This window comes from Levilactobacillus zymae (assembly GCF_032190635.1).
In the GTDB taxonomy this organism is placed as follows: Bacteria; Bacillota; Bacilli; order Lactobacillales; family Lactobacillaceae; genus Levilactobacillus; species Levilactobacillus zymae_A.
The window spans coordinates 1,349,441-1,365,809 of record NZ_JAVLAS010000001.1 but is presented as its reverse complement, the minus strand read 5'-3'; the positions used below and the strand labels follow the sequence as shown (position 1 = coordinate 1,365,809).

At 50.8% G+C, this 16,369-nt stretch carries 13 protein-coding genes; 3 read left to right on the top strand and 10 right to left on the bottom strand.

Annotated elements, in window-relative coordinates:
• Positions 1 to 21: 21 nt before the first annotated feature.
• The 3 genes from RI501_RS06210 to RI501_RS06200 all read left to right on the top strand — a co-directional run bounded on the left by RI501_RS06210 (position 22) and on the right by RI501_RS06200 (position 3,032).
• Positions 22 to 240, top strand: coding sequence for a DNA-directed RNA polymerase subunit epsilon (locus tag RI501_RS06210; protein WP_313820882.1), 219 nt, complete (start codon positions 22 to 24; stop codon positions 238 to 240).
• Positions 237 to 1,916 carry a ribonuclease J1 gene (rnjA, locus tag RI501_RS06205; RefSeq protein ID WP_313820881.1) on the top strand — a complete coding sequence of 560 codons (1,680 nt, stop codon included), beginning with the start codon at positions 237 to 239 and terminating at the stop codon, positions 1,914 to 1,916. Before RI501_RS06210 ends, rnjA begins: the two co-directional genes overlap by 4 nt.
• 153 nt (positions 1,917 to 2,069) lie before the next feature.
• Positions 2,070 to 3,032, top strand: a complete 963-nt coding sequence (locus RI501_RS06200) for a diacylglycerol/lipid kinase family protein (protein ID WP_313820879.1) — start codon at positions 2,070 to 2,072, stop codon at positions 3,030 to 3,032.
• 79 nt (positions 3,033 to 3,111) lie between these two features.
• On the opposite strand, the gene RI501_RS06195 is transcribed toward RI501_RS06200, so the two are convergent.
• The 10 genes from RI501_RS06195 to RI501_RS06150 form a co-directional block, all read right to left on the bottom strand.
• Complete coding sequence (locus RI501_RS06195; RefSeq protein ID WP_313820877.1) at positions 3,112 to 3,318, bottom strand: hypothetical protein; 207 nt, start codon at positions 3,316 to 3,318, stop codon at positions 3,112 to 3,114.
• Between the two features lie 163 nt (positions 3,319 to 3,481).
• Complete coding sequence (locus RI501_RS06190; protein ID WP_313820875.1) at positions 3,482 to 5,023, bottom strand: LysM peptidoglycan-binding domain-containing protein; 1,542 nt, start codon at positions 5,021 to 5,023, stop codon at positions 3,482 to 3,484.
• A 485-nt stretch (positions 5,024 to 5,508) separates the two neighbouring features.
• On the bottom strand, positions 5,509 to 6,546 hold the full coding sequence (locus tag RI501_RS06185; protein ID WP_313820873.1) for a DUF1002 domain-containing protein: 1,038 nt from the start codon (positions 6,544 to 6,546) through the stop codon (positions 5,509 to 5,511).
• 104 nt (positions 6,547 to 6,650) lie between these two features.
• Positions 6,651 to 7,541: a C40 family peptidase gene (locus tag RI501_RS06180; protein ID WP_313820871.1), complete on the bottom strand. Its 891-nt coding sequence runs from the start codon at positions 7,539 to 7,541 to the stop codon at positions 6,651 to 6,653.
• A gap of 115 nt (positions 7,542 to 7,656) precedes the next feature.
• Complete coding sequence (gene tkt / locus RI501_RS06175; RefSeq protein WP_313820869.1) at positions 7,657 to 9,681, bottom strand: transketolase; 2,025 nt, start codon at positions 9,679 to 9,681, stop codon at positions 7,657 to 7,659.
• A 313-nt stretch (positions 9,682 to 9,994) separates the two neighbouring features.
• Positions 9,995 to 10,915 carry a ribokinase gene (gene rbsK / locus RI501_RS06170; RefSeq protein ID WP_313820867.1) on the bottom strand — a complete coding sequence of 307 codons (921 nt, stop codon included), beginning with the start codon at positions 10,913 to 10,915 and terminating at the stop codon, positions 9,995 to 9,997.
• Between the two features lie 119 nt (positions 10,916 to 11,034).
• Entirely contained in the window at positions 11,035 to 12,051 is a 1,017-nt protein-coding gene (rbsR, locus tag RI501_RS06165; protein WP_313820865.1) for a ribose utilization transcriptional repressor RbsR, read from the bottom strand.
• 293 nt (positions 12,052 to 12,344) lie between these two features.
• Entirely contained in the window at positions 12,345 to 13,334 is a 990-nt protein-coding gene (locus RI501_RS06160; protein ID WP_313820863.1) for an aldo/keto reductase, read from the bottom strand.
• A gap of 150 nt (positions 13,335 to 13,484) precedes the next feature.
• Positions 13,485 to 14,393, bottom strand: a complete 909-nt coding sequence (murQ, locus tag RI501_RS06155) for an N-acetylmuramic acid 6-phosphate etherase (protein WP_313820861.1) — start codon at positions 14,391 to 14,393, stop codon at positions 13,485 to 13,487.
• Positions 14,394 to 14,585: 192 nt separating this feature from the next.
• Positions 14,586 to 16,238 carry a peptide ABC transporter substrate-binding protein gene (locus tag RI501_RS06150; RefSeq protein ID WP_313820859.1) on the bottom strand — a complete coding sequence of 551 codons (1,653 nt, stop codon included), beginning with the start codon at positions 16,236 to 16,238 and terminating at the stop codon, positions 14,586 to 14,588.
• Between the last annotated feature and the right edge of the window lie 131 nt (positions 16,239 to 16,369).

The following is a 16,369-nucleotide window of genomic DNA, read 5'->3' as shown; positions in this document are numbered from 1 at the left end:
TACAGAAAAGGAGTCTTGTTAGTGATTTACAAAGTTTATTACCAAGAAGACAAAAAACGGAATCCTAAGCGCGAGGATACCCACGCACTTTACTTGGAAGCCCCAACGGAAGTTGAAGCTCGGGCCCAAGTTGAAGCGCACACGGACCACAATATCGAGTTCATTGAAGCCATCGAGGGAGATACCCTGGCTTATGAACAACAGGAACCAAATTATAAATTAACGGAGTTCACTGAATGAACAAGTTAAACGTCAAAAATAACGAAACTGCTATCTTTGGCGTGGGTGGATTAGGTGAAATTGGGAAAAACACTTACGGCATTCAATTTCAGGACGAAATCATTCTAATTGATGCCGGCATTAAGTTTCCTGAGGACGAACTGTTAGGGATCGACTATGTGATTCCCGATTACCAGTACCTCGTCGAAAACCAATCCAAGATCAAGGCGCTAGTGATTACCCACGGCCACGAAGATCATATTGGCGGTATTCCTTATTTGTTACAAGCTCTTAACGTTCCGGTTTACGCGGGTCCCTTAGCGTTAGCCCTAATTAAGAACAAGCTCGAAGAACACGGATTACTTAAATCAACTGAATTACACGCAATTGACGATGATACGGTGCTTAAGTTCCGCAAGATGAGCGTTTCGTTCTTCCGGACCACGCATTCGATTCCCGATACGTTAGGGATCGCCGTCCACACACCGGTCGGTACCATCGTCGAAACTGGAGACTATAAGTTTGACTTAACCCCCGTTACCAACCAGCCGCCTGATTTACAAAAGATGGCTAAGTTGGGCGCGGACGGCGTGCTTTGCTTAATGTCCGATAGTACCAACGCTGAACGCCCTATTTGGACTAAGTCCGAAAAATGGGTCGGTAAATCAATTCGTCGAATCTTTGATCAGGTGCAAGGTCGCGTGATTTTCGCCACCTTCGCTTCCAATATTTCCCGGATTGAAACCGCCTGTGAAACGGCATTGGCCCACGGCCGCAAAATCGCCGTCTTTGGTCGTTCCATGGAAGCAGCCATTGTCAATGGCCGAGAGTTGGGCTATCTGAACATTCCCGATGATGCATTAGTTGACGCCAACGCTATTCGGTCCTTGCCTGCCGATAAGGTCATGATTCTGTGTACCGGCTCCCAGGGTGAACCCATGGCCGCCCTTTCACGGATCGCTAACGGGACACACCGACAGATTTCCATTCAACCGGGCGACACGGTCGTCTTCTCCAGTAACCCGATTCCCGGAAACACAATTTCCGTAAACCGCGTGATTAATGAGTTGGAGGAAGCCGGCGCCAAGGTTATTCATGGTAAGGTCAATAACATCCATACCTCTGGTCACGGTGGTCAAGAAGAACAGAAGCTAATGCTGCGCTTGATGCAACCTAAGTTCTTCATGCCGATTCACGGGGAGTACCGGATGCTCAAGATCCACACCGAATTAGCCGAGCAATGTGGTGTTCCGTTGGACCACAGTTTCATCCTGCAAAACGGGGATGTACTGGCTCTAACCAAGGATTCTGCTCGGGTTGCCGGTCACTTTGCTGCTGGAGACGTCTATATTGATGGCTCCGGTATTGGGGACATTGGGAACGTCGTCTTACGTGATCGCCAACTGCTATCCGAAGAAGGACTCGTCGTGGTAGTGGCTACCATCGATTTGAAGAATCAAGAAATTAAGGCTGGCCCGGACCTGTTGTCGCGTGGGTTTGTGTACATGCGCGAATCTGGTGAGCTACTTAACGAAGGTCGGCGGCGTGTCTTCCAGACGATTCGCCGGGCGATGCGTAATCCCAAGGCTACCGAAGCCTCGATTCGTAACGCCGTCATCGATGACTTACAGAATTTCTTATTCGAAAAGACGGAGCGTCACCCGATGATCTTACCAATGTTCATTATGACCAAATAACTTTTAATCACGAAGACCGGGACCCTTGTCTCGGCCTTTTTTGCTGGCCGCACCCCACTCATTTCTAACGACCTGGCAAAGTTCTTGGGGAATGACTAGGCACGTGAAAAAAAGTTCGTTATAATAAGAGAGAAAAAAATTGCGAGGAGCAGTATGGTGAGTGTCCAGTACTATATTATCTTAAACGAGCATGCGGGGAGTGGTCGCGCTGGTGCCCTGTGGCCGCAAATTAAAGAACGCCTTGATGCCGCTCAGGTAACCTACCAGGTGGCCATCTCCGAGTATGCGAATCACGCCATCCTCCTAAGCGAACAGTTTGCTAAGCACCTCCCTGACGATAACACCCAGAGGTGGGTCGTCCTCGCCGTCGGCGGCGACGGAACCCTTCACGAGGTCATTAATGGGCTTACCCGTTATCACCGGCAGCATCTGATTCCCGTCGCCTACCTTCCCGTGGGATCGGGTAACGACTTTGCTCGCGGTGCGGGCATGGCCCACGATTGGCCCAGTGCACTAAACCAGATTATTCAATGTACCCACGCAACCGACTATGATTTGGGGAACTATAACGAAACTATCAAGCAGGAACGGGGCGTCTTCACTAATAATCTGGGTATCGGCTTCGACGCCAGCATTATCGCCCAGGCTAACCAATCGAAGGCTAAGGTGTGGCTCAATAAACATCACTTAGGGTCCCTATCCTACCTAGCTTCCGCACTGAACGTCTACTACAACCAATCCGGGTTTACGTTAACCGTCCACGTCAACCAGCAACGGGATATCTACCCCAACGCCTTCCTGGTCACGACCACCAATCACCCCTACTTCGGTGGCGGTGTAGGCATCGTTCCCAACGCGACCCTGACGGATCATCAACTTCACCTGGTAGTCATCGAAAAACCCAATTTCTTTAAGTTGATCTGGCTGGCTCTCCGGCTGGTATTCAAGCGTCATTTGACCTCTAAGGCGGTCCACTACTATACCGCCACCAATCTGCACCTCACCGTGCCGGCCATCGAATACGGCCAATTAGACGGCGAGGAGATGGGCGGCCGTTTCTTTGATGTCTACATCGGTTTACAACGCTATCCTTTCTGGATTGACGTTACCATCTAGCGTTACCAAAAAATCCGCAATTCCCTCGTTAGGGATTGCGGATTTTCTGTATTGGCGAACCTGCCAACGGAGGTTTATTTTAATCTTCAGAAGCAGCCATGGCTTCTAGAATCATATCAAGCTGAGCGCACTTATTGGTCAGGTACGTCATTTCTTCACCGTACCGTGGTTCGATTTTGACCGTTTCCGTGCCTGAGTGGATCCCAACAGCTTCCTTTTCCTTTAACGTCGCTAATTGCGTATTAGCTTGGCGGTATTCTGCTAAAATTTCCATTCGATTACCCATAACCTTCAACAACTCCTTTTCCACCAGATATTATCTATTCAGTCGTCGTAGAATGACTACTGGAGAATAATACCACGCGCTTTCAGATTTGTTAACGATTATCTTAAAAAAATTCGCCACTTACTCAAAACTGGTCAAAAATCTAACCGTCCTAAGCTTGACTTTACTTCACCGTTCCCGCAAAGGATGGCATGAAGTACTTACTGATTTGTTGAACCGAAACGTTTTGTCCCGGCTGTGGTGCGGCAACAAACTGATTATTGCCTAAGTAAATCGCATCATGGTAGGTCGAACCGTGGCCACCCCAGAATAAAATATCTCCCGGTTTAGCCGACCCCACGGAATGCGTTGACACGTACCCTTCCTGTGCCGTCGTGCTGTGTGGCAAGCTAATCCCCAGGGCATGCTGATAAACGTACGCAACTAGTCCGGAACAGTCCATTCCGCTCAGTGAGGAACCGCCCCACACGTAAGGAATATTGGCGGATGCTAACTTTAACGCCAATCCCGTAACGGAGCCACTGGTTAAACCAGCCGTATTTTTCTTAGTTGCGGTACTAGAACTCGTGGCCGCGGTTGCATTGGTCGTTGTACTAGTGCGCGTTGTCTGCGTCTTCTTGAGCGCCGTCACCGTGCGACTAGTTGTCGTCGCCTGACTACTAGTATTGACCGTGGCACTATAGGTCGTCGCTGTCGTAGTTTTAGGTGTCTTAGAGGTCTTAGGCGTAGACGTTGTCGTTGCAGCCGAACTGCCGGTCGTCGAATTCCCGGTAGCCTGGCTAGTCGTTGATTGACTGGTGCTAGCCACCGAAGCCTTAGGCGTTGTGCGGGTAACCCGCTTAACGGACTGTGCCCGACTCGTCGGCGTCGCGGTCGTCTGACTGGTCGACGTTGTTGTCGCGGCTGCCGACGGGCTGGTTACCTGCGAGCTGGTCGTTGCTGACGAACTAGTGGCCGGCGTACTCGACTGGCCAGCCGCCGTTGCGGTGGTCGCGCTCGCCGCCTGCTTAGGTGTCGTTACCCGGGAGGTCATCGTATGCTGGGCTTTAGAAACCTGGGTGCTCGAACTATTCTGCGCGGCTGACGTTGCCCCCACTGCTGATGAACTGGTGGCGCTAACCGTTGAGGGTTGGCTACTCGTAACGCTACTTGACGTACTTTGCCGCTGCTGTTGTTGACTCGCTGCCGCTTGTTGCTGCGCCAAAATCTGCGCTTGAAAGGCGTTGGCCTTTTGCGTCACCTGTCGCCTAGTTGAAGGCGTCGTCGGTGCAGCTACCGTTGGATTAGTAGCAGTCGTGGTGGTCGTCTGGTGGCCCGCTTGCGGGATCACCAAGTGCTGACCCACGCTCAACATATCACCGGTTAAGTGGTTGGCCTTTTGTAATTGGGCAACCGTCGTGTGATAGTGCTGGGCTAAATCCCATAGCGTATCACCGGACTTAACCGTGTAGTTGATTTGGGGGTTCGCCGTTTTCACTTGTAGCCGTTGCCCCACAAAGATTAAATCGGTGTTCGTATCTAATGAATTCTGTTCCTCAAGCGTTTGAATCAAGACGCCATACTTCTGGGAAAGTCCCCAAACCGTATCGCCGGATTGAACCTGAATACTATTCGCGCTAGCCGTCATTTGTGCGCCGGCGGCTAAGGCCCCGAGAGCGCCAACAACGCCAACTGCGACTTTCGTTTTTCGTTGCTCCGTACTCATCTTCACACACACGTCCTTTATTCCTCAATTTTTTTGCTGATGCATTCCCCCACGAAATCTTTGCTAAAACTTCGCTTGGTCCCGTTGGTTCACAGTAAATACGAATTACAAATTAATCTTACCACACGTTTTGCGCGTTTCTTGTGAATTATTAAGAAAACATTAACGGATTTTCAGTCCAAAACGTACGTTCTATTAAAACGATTACAACAAATCCGATGGTTGTTGATTTCAATTATACCAAGGGGTTTGATGCTCTCACTAGCGAACTGACGTTCATTTCGTCAGTGCAACCAATTAGTTCTTCCTCTAAAGAAACTAAAGCGGTTTCTTTTTCTCAGCATCTATTGTATTCTACAATCTATTTGGCCTCACGCTTTTTGTATCCTACAATATCTTAATCTACCGCTAGTCTTGTGAAATCTAGCTAACCGCACAAAAAAACGAGCAAATCGCTCGTTAATTTGTTCAGTATCTGTCTCAATTTAATTAAATAGTCCGGTAAAGAAGCTCACAATCTGGTGCCAAATCCGAGCAATAAAGTTTTCAGCCTGCTTGGCGTCCGCGCTATTCGCAAAGTCCTTAACACTGGCCATCTTATTGCCGATACTATTGGCCAGATTATTCGCCACGTTTTTAACGTTAGACACATAATTCTTACTGGTCGAAACCGGTGCTTGTTGTACCTTACTCAAGGCAATTGAAATATTATTAATCTGGGTCTGAGTTGTTTGATTGGTAATTCCTTGCTTGGCTAACGCCTTTTGGAGCATCGCTTCGATGTCCGCTTTCGTTGCCAAGTCATTGCCATTTTGGCGTTGCTTAGCAAGATCGGAAGAAACGGATCCCACCGCCGCCATCAATTTACCCGGGTACTTTTTATCGCTACTGTTCGAATTAATTGCTGGTTGCGTAGCGTCCAAAACCCCGTTGGCCGCCTGAGTATTCTCAGCGTTGAGGGTTAATCCATCCGCCGCCAAGGCCTTGTAGACCCCCGTCAACGCGGATTCTCCCGATACTGACTTATCGGCGGTCACCGTAATGATGACATCCTTAACCCCGGCCATGGTTGCCACCATGGCATATTGCTGCGCCGTCACCTGAGTAATGTTATCACTACCATTATACTTAGCGATGTTCACCTTAACCCCCGACCCCGGATCGGCCGGTGCTAACGCCACCGAGCTAATCATGCTGGCATCCGTGGTCCCCGCCGAATTGAGGTACTGGGCGTAATCACTCCCCGTCGCCGTTAGCGCCGTGTAGTTGGACTTGACGCCAAGCGCTGAAGCAACGGTATCCTTATCTTCACTAGCTAATCCGGCCCCGTAGACCACATAAGCCTTCGAAAGCGCTTTGGTTTGGACGGCGCTCCCACTATCACTAGTCGTTGAACTACTATCACTAACCACCGAACTGCTGGTGGCATCGGTCGTGTCGGCATGGCCAACCACGGCATGGCCGCCTAAGGCCATCGCTGCCGTAATCGTGGCAAGACCCAGTAAAAGTCGTTTGGCGTTCATTTATCTGTCCTCTTCTTTCACGAGTTTTATCTGACCCTAGTCTTCAGTATAGCATGCCCCCACTAACTTGAGTGGCTTCACCAATGACCTTAGGGGATTCTTCATTATTGCCAGAACCGCCGAGCTCCCACGTACTCTGCCGCGTATGGTACGCGACAAAGCGGCGTCAGCGTAACGGATTCCCCCGGCTTAGGAGCGTGCAACATCTGCCCCTTCCCCGCGTAGATGCTAACGTGATGCACGGTCCCCGTCCCATGATCGGCAGCAAAGAAGACCAGGTCTCCGGGAGCTAAGGCTTCAGGCGCGATTGGATAACCATTGGTAAATTGATCTTGCGCATCCCGTGGAATGGCGTAACCCAGTGCTCGGTGTAACGCATAGACCAATCCGGAACAATCAAATCCTTGAGGCGTAATGCCGCCCCAAAGGTATGGCGTTCCTAAAAATTCTCGCCCCAATGCGAGGAGCCGGTCACCATCGTTGACACCGCCCACTGTCAATTGAGCGGCTTGAGCACTAATTTTCCCGGCACCTAAGGGCGTCAGCACCTGTATTTGCTGGGAATCCTGTCCCGTGGTGGTCAGGACCGTGCCTAAAGGTAACTGGGCAACGGTCTGCCCCTGTTCATCTAATAACGACGTTTGTGCCTGGACCAACCGTACCGTGGTCGTGGGATAATCTAACTCCTGATCGTCAGCGGAAAGTTGGGTCAACGGGACCCAGCCAGGATAGCCGCGGCGTTCCAGATGAGTGGCTTGCCGCTTCACGAAAACGTGCGCCCAGTCGCCCTTCACTTGATCCAAGATGACGCGATCGTTCAAGAGCGCTTGCGTGACAATGACGTCTTGACTAGCCAAGGCCTCTTGATCCGCCGTACTTAACTGTGCCAACCAAGTGGTTATATCTGGCGCCTTCAAATAGGCCTGTGCCGCCTTTAATTTGGTTGGTGCGGCCCACACAATTGCCGTGGGCACTATTACCCGTCGAATTTCCATAAAACCGCCTCCAAATCCATTTGCCTCCAATATACCAATAAATTATGGGGGTGACCAGTTAATCTCAGAAAAAAGATCAGGCCAAGTGACCTGATCTTTATATTAATGGGGTGAACTAGTTTAAATTGAGATAAGTCTGTACCACTCGTTCCGGTGTGAATCCGGCCATGGCAATCACTTGCTCGCCGTTACCACTGGCGCCAAATTGGTCTTGAGAGATAACCGCACCATCTAACCCGGTGTATTGGTACCATCCCAAACCGCTAGCCATTTCAATGGCTACCCGCCGCCGCAAGTGCTTAGGCAGAACCTTCTCCCGGTAGTCAACCGACTGTTGATTGAAAGCTTCAAAGCTCGGGATTGATACTACCCGGACGTCGCGGCCCTGATCGGCCAACAGTTTCTGGGCACTTAAGGCCACCTGAACTTCGGACCCGGAAGCCAGTAGAATCCCTTCAGCTTGGTCCTGAGCATCGGCAACGACATAGCCACCGCGTTTAACTCCCGTGTGAACACGTTGCGCTGGTTTAGGAAGCGTCGGTAAGCCCTGACGCGTCAAGACAATGGCGGTCGGATGGTCCGTGGCCTGCAGTGCTGCCAACCAGGCTGCCGCGGTTTCATTACCATCCGCTGGCCGGTAAACCGTCAGTCCTGGAATCGACCGCAACGCCGCCAATTGTTCTACGGGTTCGTGGGTCGGTCCATCTTCCCCCACGGCTAAGGAATCATGGGTAAAGACGTAAATCACGGGCAACTTCTGCAGAGCTGCCAGTCGAATGGCCCCCTTCATATAATCGGAGAAAACAAAGAACGTCGATCCGTAAACCCGGCTACCGCCATGCAAGGCAATCCCATTCATCGCAGCTGCTTCGGCAAATTCACGTACCCCAAACCAGAGGTTCTTCCCTGCTGGATTAGTTGCACTAAACCGATCCCCGTCCGCCACGTTCGTCTTATTAGAACTAAAGAGGTCCGCCGAGCCGCCCCATAAGTTCGGGCATGCGGCACTTAACCGTTGGAGGATTTCGTGACCACTCGCCCGGGAAGCTAATTTATCTTTTTTATAATAAGTTGGTAATTGTTCGGCCAGATTCTTCGGTAGGGTCTGACTGATTCCCTGCGCAAACTGAGCGGCTAAGCCAGGTTCAGCGTTAGAATAGTGGGCTACCAGGTTGGACCATTCTTGGTGACTGGCCCAGCCCCGGGCCTTAATCGTGCTCATGAAGCGGTCGTGCACCTCCGTAGGTACCGTGAACGGGTCGTTATGCCAGTTGTAAAAATCCCGAGTGGCAGCCAGATCTTCGGCGTTTAATGGTGCGCCATGAACTTTGTTCGTCCCGGCATGGGGACTCCCCGCTCCAATCTGCGTCTTCACTTCGATTAAGGTTGGTCCGTTTTGATTGTCTTTAGCGGCATTGATCGCCGTATCGATTGCCGTCAAATCGTTGCCGTCTTCCACCCGTAAGTAGTTCCAGCCATAGCTCATGAATCGTTGGCCGACGTTGTCGTGGCAAGCGTTACTGAGCGGACCATCCAGCGACACGTCGTTGGAATCGTACAACACGATTAGTTTATTTAATTGTAACTGACCAGCTAAGCTAGCGGCTTCCGCGGCAACCCCTTCCATCAGGTCGCCATCCCCGCAAATCGTATAAGTATAGTGATCAACCACTGGATAATTGGTTCGGTTATAGGTCGCCGCTAAATGACTTTCCGCCATTGCCATCCCCACAGCCATCCCCACACCCTGGCCCAGCGGACCGGTCGTGGCATCAACACCGGGCGTCACTCCGTATTCAGGATGGCCCGGCGTCTTGCTTCCCAGTTGCCGGAAGTGCATCAAGTCATCACGCGATACCGCAAACCCACTCAGATTTAGGAGGCTGTACAACATCGCCGAACCATGGCCCGCTGATAACACAAACCGGTCCCGGTTAAACCATTGAGGAAACGATGGGTCCACTCGCAAGTGACGAGAGAATAACACATAAGCCATTGGTGCAGCTCCCAACGGTAATCCCGGATGACCGGACCGGGCCCGGGAAATCATATCCATACTGAGCATCCGGACCGCCGTGACGGCTTGGGTATCCACTGCATCAAAATTCGCTTGTTGTTCAATTGCTTTTTCATTTAACATCTCATAAAACCTCGCTTTTGAGTTGACCGGACCATTCACGGTCATCCGTTTTAAGTCATGACGCTAAACGTTAATTTTACCGGTAAAGTCAACGTTCCGTATCGACTTTTCTAACTATACCAATTCGAGAATATAATTGCAACCCCTCTCATAAAAGTTATTTTGCCGGTCTTTGTCATAGATATTTTAGTTAAACGCCTACTATACCGTTTATGGATGGATTGCAACCGGTTGTTCTCAGCGTACCAAAAAAGCGATTCTTTTCCGAAAATTCGAAAAGAATCGCTCAATCGTTTGTTAGTTTTCTGAAAAATTACTTTTGACTCGCAGCAATCACTTGGTCATAAGTTGGGATCGAAGGCATCGCACCCAGACCCTGAACGGTTAAAGAACTAGCCCGTTGGGCAAAGACCAGAGCCGTTTCAATATTGCTCAGGTCAGTCTTCAATTGTGAGCTTAACGCCCCAATGAAGGTATCACCGGCCGCCGTCGTGTCCACAGCCTTGACCTTAAAGGCTGGCACAAAACCGGAACCAGCTGGCGTGGAGTAGTAAGCCCCCTTGCTCCCCACCGTAATAATCAGGTTCTTAACGCCCATTTCTTGGAACTTCTTGGCGTTAGCATCCATCGAGGCCACGTCGGTAACCTCAATTCCCGTTAAGATGGCACTTTCGGTTTCGTTTGGCACCACTAGATCCGTCACCTTCAAGATGGCCGGATCAATCTTAGCAGCCGGTGCCGGGTTCAGGATCGTCACCACGTCATGTTGCTTAGCAATCGTGAAGGCCGTTAAGGTTGCGGCTTGGGGCGTTTCAAATTGGGCGATGAGGAAATCTGCCTTGGCAATCTCACCTTCCACGGCCGTCACTTCTTCGGACTTGAGCTGTTGGTTAGACCCACCATAAACCAGAATACTGTTCTGACCAGCTTCGTCCAACAAGATAAACGCCGAACCAGTTCCGACCGTTTTATCCGTGACAATGGCACTGGTATCAATGTGGTCGTTATCCAACGACTCTACCATGAATTGCCCAGCACCGTCGTTCCCAACTTTACCGATGAACCGCGTTTCGGCACCAGCCCGCGCTGCGGCAACGGCTTGGTTAGCACCCTTACCCCCAGCTGCACTGGTCTTGTTTTCTGTTGACAACGTTTCTCCCGGTTGCGGCATCCGCGCAAGCCGTAATGTCGTATCGACGTTTAAACTCCCTAAAACTGTCACATGATTTGCCATAATGACCTTCACTCCTTCGTTTTTGCTAACGTGTAAAACGTTTTACGCACTACCGACGTAACTTATCGTTCGTTTTGGCTACTTTTAAGATTACCATATTCCGAAAAGGCTTACAAGGGTTAATTCTGGTCTGTCACCGGTCCCGTACTCTCCCGTTGCCGTAAATCTACCGGCAAGTCAACGGTCTGCCCACTTTGCCGCCGATTCCGGATTCGGTTGATCAGGAGTTCCGTGGCCTGCTCCCCCATCGTCACCACCGGCTGATGAACACTACTCAACTTAGGAACCACGTAGTCGTCCAGGTCGATATCATCATACCCCAAGACCGATATGTCTTCCGGCACCCGGAGTCCCTGTTCGTGTAACCCCCGAATTAGACCCAAGGCGGTTTCATCGTTGATGGCAAAAACAGCCGTTGGGTGCTGTGCAATCACGGCTGTGGCAGCCTGATACCCGCCTAACTTAGTCATGGGCGATAGAATCACGTTTTCGGTGGGCAGGGTCACCCCAGCCGCCCGTAGTGTTTGCCGAAATCCGGCTAGTCGTACCGTCAAGTTTTGTGTAGGCTGAGCTGGCATGATGACGGCAATCTTCCGGTGTCCCAAGTCCAAAAGGTGTTGGGCCGCCAGTTGACCTCCCCGGGTATCATCGATCCGAATGCGGTCCAAACTCGGGCCCCCATTTTGATCGATCAACAGGTACGGAATACCGTTTTTCTTCAGGATATTGTCGATTGCCTCGCCGGTAATGGAGGCACTCGCGATAATCAACCCATCGACCGCCCGTTTAATCAACTCCTGCAAATAGTAACTTTCGAGTTCCTGATCATGGTTGGCACCAAATATCAGGGGAATGAATTTCCGCTCACGACAGGCGGCCTGAACCCCTTGAATGAACATACTAAAGAAGGGATTCCCCAAGTTCGGTACCACGACCCCAATCGTTTGGGCGGACTTCATGATTAAATTTCGGGCGTTAAAATCGGGCACGTAGCCCATCTTCTCTTGCAGTTGATGAACCCGCTGCCGGGTCTCTAGGCTAAAGCGTTCACCCTTACCGTTTAAAATCTGTGAGACCGTGGTCACCGAAACACCAGCTGCTTCGGCGAGATCTCGAATCGTTACTTTTCGTGTCATAGGATCCTCCACACCGTTACGCGTTTTCCTAAATTATACCCCACCGAACGACCTTACGGTGCCCTTTTTCAGAAATTAACCGAAAGCGCCACCATTTCTCTGCAAAAGGGGGCGCATTCAATTGCATTAAGTCCCCTTTTCAACCTCAGCGCTGACCGCTTAGCCGTGATAACCCCGACAATTTGCTTAATCTAAAAGTGACCACTATTCCCAATTCAGGAACAATGGTCACCTTGACGTTCAGGTGTATCAACTAAACACCCTTGGTCGTACTCAGTTTGCTAAAAATAACGTTACGCTTTGAGAATCTTATCAATTGCGGCTAACTCTTCCGGATCAAATTTCAAATTTTGAACCGCCTTCACGTTTTCGTAAAGGTGATCCGCCTTGGACGCTCCGGTGATCACACTGGTGACTACGGGATCGTGCAGTAACCAAGCCAACGCCATGTGCGCCAGCTTCTGCCCCCGACTATGAGCGATCTGGTTCAGCGCCTGAAGTTGGTGCCAAACCTTATCCCGACCATCCTTAAAGATGAACCGACTCGACCAATGAACACTGACGTCATCCGGAATACCATCCAGATATTTGTCGGTTAGTAGGCCCTCCGCTAACGGCCCGTACGCCATGATGCCGGCGTTATTTTCCCGCATCCGATCGAATAAGCCGTCTTGAGCGGCCGTTTGATTTAGCAGGTTGTAGGAGACTTGATCCATCACGAACGGCGTGTGTAGCTCTTTAAAGATCTTGACCATGGCCATCGCCTGCGGGGCCGTGTAGTTGGAAATTCCCACGTACAACGTCTTTCCTTGCTTGACCAGATCATCCAAGGCCACAGCCGTTTCCTCGGGAGACGTCTCGGCATCAAACCGGTGACTATAGTAAATGTCGACGTAGTCCAATCCCATTCGCTCTAGTGACTGGTCTAGCGACGCAATCAACGCCTTACGCGAACTCATCTGGCCATAAGGCCCGGGCCACATGTGAAAGCCCGCCTTGGTACTAATAACCATTTCATCACGGTAAGCAGCCATTTCACGGTGAAAGACTTGGCCGAAAAGTCGTTCAGCTGCACCGGTACCAGGCCCGTAATTGGCCGCCAAATCGAAACTGAAAATGCCGGCATCAAACGCCTTTAACATAATATCGCGTGTATCGGCGTAATTGGCGTTTTCGCCAAAGCTGTGCCACATACCAAAGGAAATGGCCGGAAGTTGAAAACCCGTATTCCCCGCGCGCCGAATCGGCATTTTTTCGTATCGGTGTTCATCTGCTACGTACATGTAATTGCCACATTCCTTTCTGCTCCATACCAACGATTGGCTGCCCGCTTACTCCCACAGTTTCATGGCGGTAGCGGTTCAGCCAACCCATCTTATACCATCTAAAAGTATAGGGAATTGGTGTGGACCAGTCAAGTTGGTCGAACCAATTTAGTGGCGATCGTCACTCAACTTAACGGCCTGCGAGACGTGGCCATTCGTGGTCGCCAGTAATTCTTTGGCCTCCGCAATGGTTCCCTTGGTCTCGATCAGCACAATGGCCAATGGCACGTTGTTGTTTGCCCGATCTAGGGCCCGTTCAGCTGCTAACGTCGAGGTTTGCGTCGCTTCCGCAATGATCTTCTTGGACCGTTCAAACGTTTTATCGTTAGTCGGTACCACGTTAATCATCAGGTTCTGGTAAACCTTCCCGGTCTTGATCATAATCCCGGTCGACAGCATGTTGAGCACCATCTTTTCGGCCGTTCCCGCCTTTAACAGCGTGGCTCCAGTAATCACTTCTGGACCGACAACCGGCGTAATTGGATAGTCCGCTAACCGGGCCACGGGACTCTCGGCGATACACGAAAACCCAATCCCTAATGCCCCTTGTTCTTGGGCGTACCGCAATGCGGCCACGGTATAAGGGGTCTGACCAGACGCCGCGCTAGCGACCACTACATCATCGGTGGTGAGATGAACCGCATCGAGGTCCGTTTGGGCTAACTCCGGCGAGTCTTCCGCCGCTTGGACCGTTTGGGTTAACGCTCGGGGGCCCCCAGCAATCAAGCCAAACGTCTGTTGAGCGGTCAGTCCGTACGTCGGTTGTAATTCCGTCGCATCAATTACGCCCAACCGTCCGGATGTTCCGGCACCAATGTAGATTAGCCGCCCCCCCTGGTCAAACTTGGGGTAAGCCGCATCGATTGCCGCCGCAATCTGGGGCAGCTGTTTCTGCACCGCTCTGGCTACGCGCTGATCCTCACGGTTGATCGTCGCCACCATATCTAACGTGGGCTCCCGATCGATATGGGTCGAACGGTGATTTCGCTGTTCCGTTAAGATTTCATCTAATTGCATCTCGTCATCCTCCAACCTAACGCAAAAATTTATTTTCTGCCTTATGTATTCGTTTTCATGATTCTTATCTTAGGTATACCATGTTCCATACCGAATTTCAATTCAGATTTGTAAAATGTTAGCGAGCGCTTTCATTTCGGCGTAAATAAAAAAGAATTGGGCATTCCCAATTCTTTTTTCGTAACGTGACGCTTATTTTTCAACGGCCATCCATTGGTATCCCCGACTCATGCCGGCAGGGTTCCACACATAGCCTGTGACCTTCGGATTCCAAAGTTCCACCGTGGCCGGTTGATACAGCGGGATCACCCCTTGTTGGGCCATCAACCGTTTTTCGGCTTGCACGAGGTCGTGATACCGGGTTGCCGGGCGGTTAGCGTCCTGATTTTCAGATTTTTTAATCAAGGCGTCGTACCGAGCATCACTAAAGCTACCGTTATTGTTCGTGTTCCCCGTGGTCATTAACGACAAGAAGTTAATGGGATCCGCGAAATCGGCTCCCCAGCTCGACAATACCAAATCGAAGTTACCGGAGTTTGACCGGCTCAACCGCGTCTTATACGGCAACGTATTCAACGATACCTTGACGTTCGGCAATTTCTCCAACTCGGCCTGAATGTATTGGGCCACGGTCTTGGTTACCGACAAATCATCACACATCAAAGTTAGGTCCAATTGCTTAGTCCCGGTGGCCTTCAGCCCGGCTTTTAATAACCGCTTAGCCTGCGGCAAATCGTAAGCCACACCCTGCTTAACGTAAGCGTCTTTAGCGAAGTCCGCCTTGGTCCGTGGATTTTGGGTTAGGTTTTGCGAAACAAAACCTAATGGGGCCTTGGACCCATCCCGCAAAACGTGACTGGCCAACTGTTGCTTGTTAATGGCTAACGATAATGCTTGACGGACCTTAACGTTCTTCAGGGCCTTCACCCGCTTTTGGTTCATCTGCATGTAGTAGGTGGTGCCCCCCACAAACGTCTTCATGTCGGCATTGTTCTTAAGGTTAGCCACCTGGGTTCCATCCAGGGTTGTCGCGTCCAGAGCCTTCTTCTGGTACAGGCTGAGTCCGGTCGACGGATCGGCTACCACCTGGAAATTCATGCTTTGCAGGTGAATTTGTTTGTGATCCCAGAACTTCGGGTTCTTGACCAACTTCCAGCTCTGCGAGGTTCCGGTCCACTTGGCCATCTTAAACGGCCCATCGTAAGCCGTCGCGTTCCCCGAATGACCGTAATGACTCCCTTCCTTGACTACAACGCTCTTTTCTTGTGGGAAAAAGGTGGGAAAGGCCAGTAACAGCTTAAAGTACGCAACCGGCTTACTTAACGTCACTTCCAACCGGTAGTTACCTAAAGCCTTGACGCCCAACTGGCTAGGCGCTAACTTCCCCGCTTGAACCTGGTTAAAGTTCTTGATCCCGGCCATCAGGTAGGCGTATTCCGAGGCAGTCTTGGGGTTCGCCGTCCGTTGCCACGAGTACACAAAATCTCGGGCCGTCACCGGTTTGCCATCGTTCCAGCGGTTAGTCTTACGCAACTTAAAAATGTACCGCTTGCCCCCGTTGGTTACCGTGGTCTTCGTCGCCAGGGCGTTCACGAGCTTCTCATTCTTACCTAATCGAAAAAGTCCTTCTTGGGTATGATACAGCATGGTTAAGCTAGTTGAATCAGCCGCCTTCGACACGTCTAAGGTCGTGACCTCCGACTTGGCCGACAACTTAACCGTTTGTTGGGTGGCCAGCCCCTTCGACGAACTGCTCGAAGAAGACTTCCCACAAGCCGCCAGTCCCCCCATAACTAGCAGACTTACTCCTACTAAAACGCCAACGTGTTTTCCGTTCAAAATCACTCGCTCCTCAATTTAATTTCTGTGATAGCGCGGCGCAATCCAGACCGTGCAGGCACTAAAAATACTAATTTTTCGTAAGCAAAACATCTGTTTCCACCATACCGGCTTTTAAAGGGGTTTGCAAGTCGAAC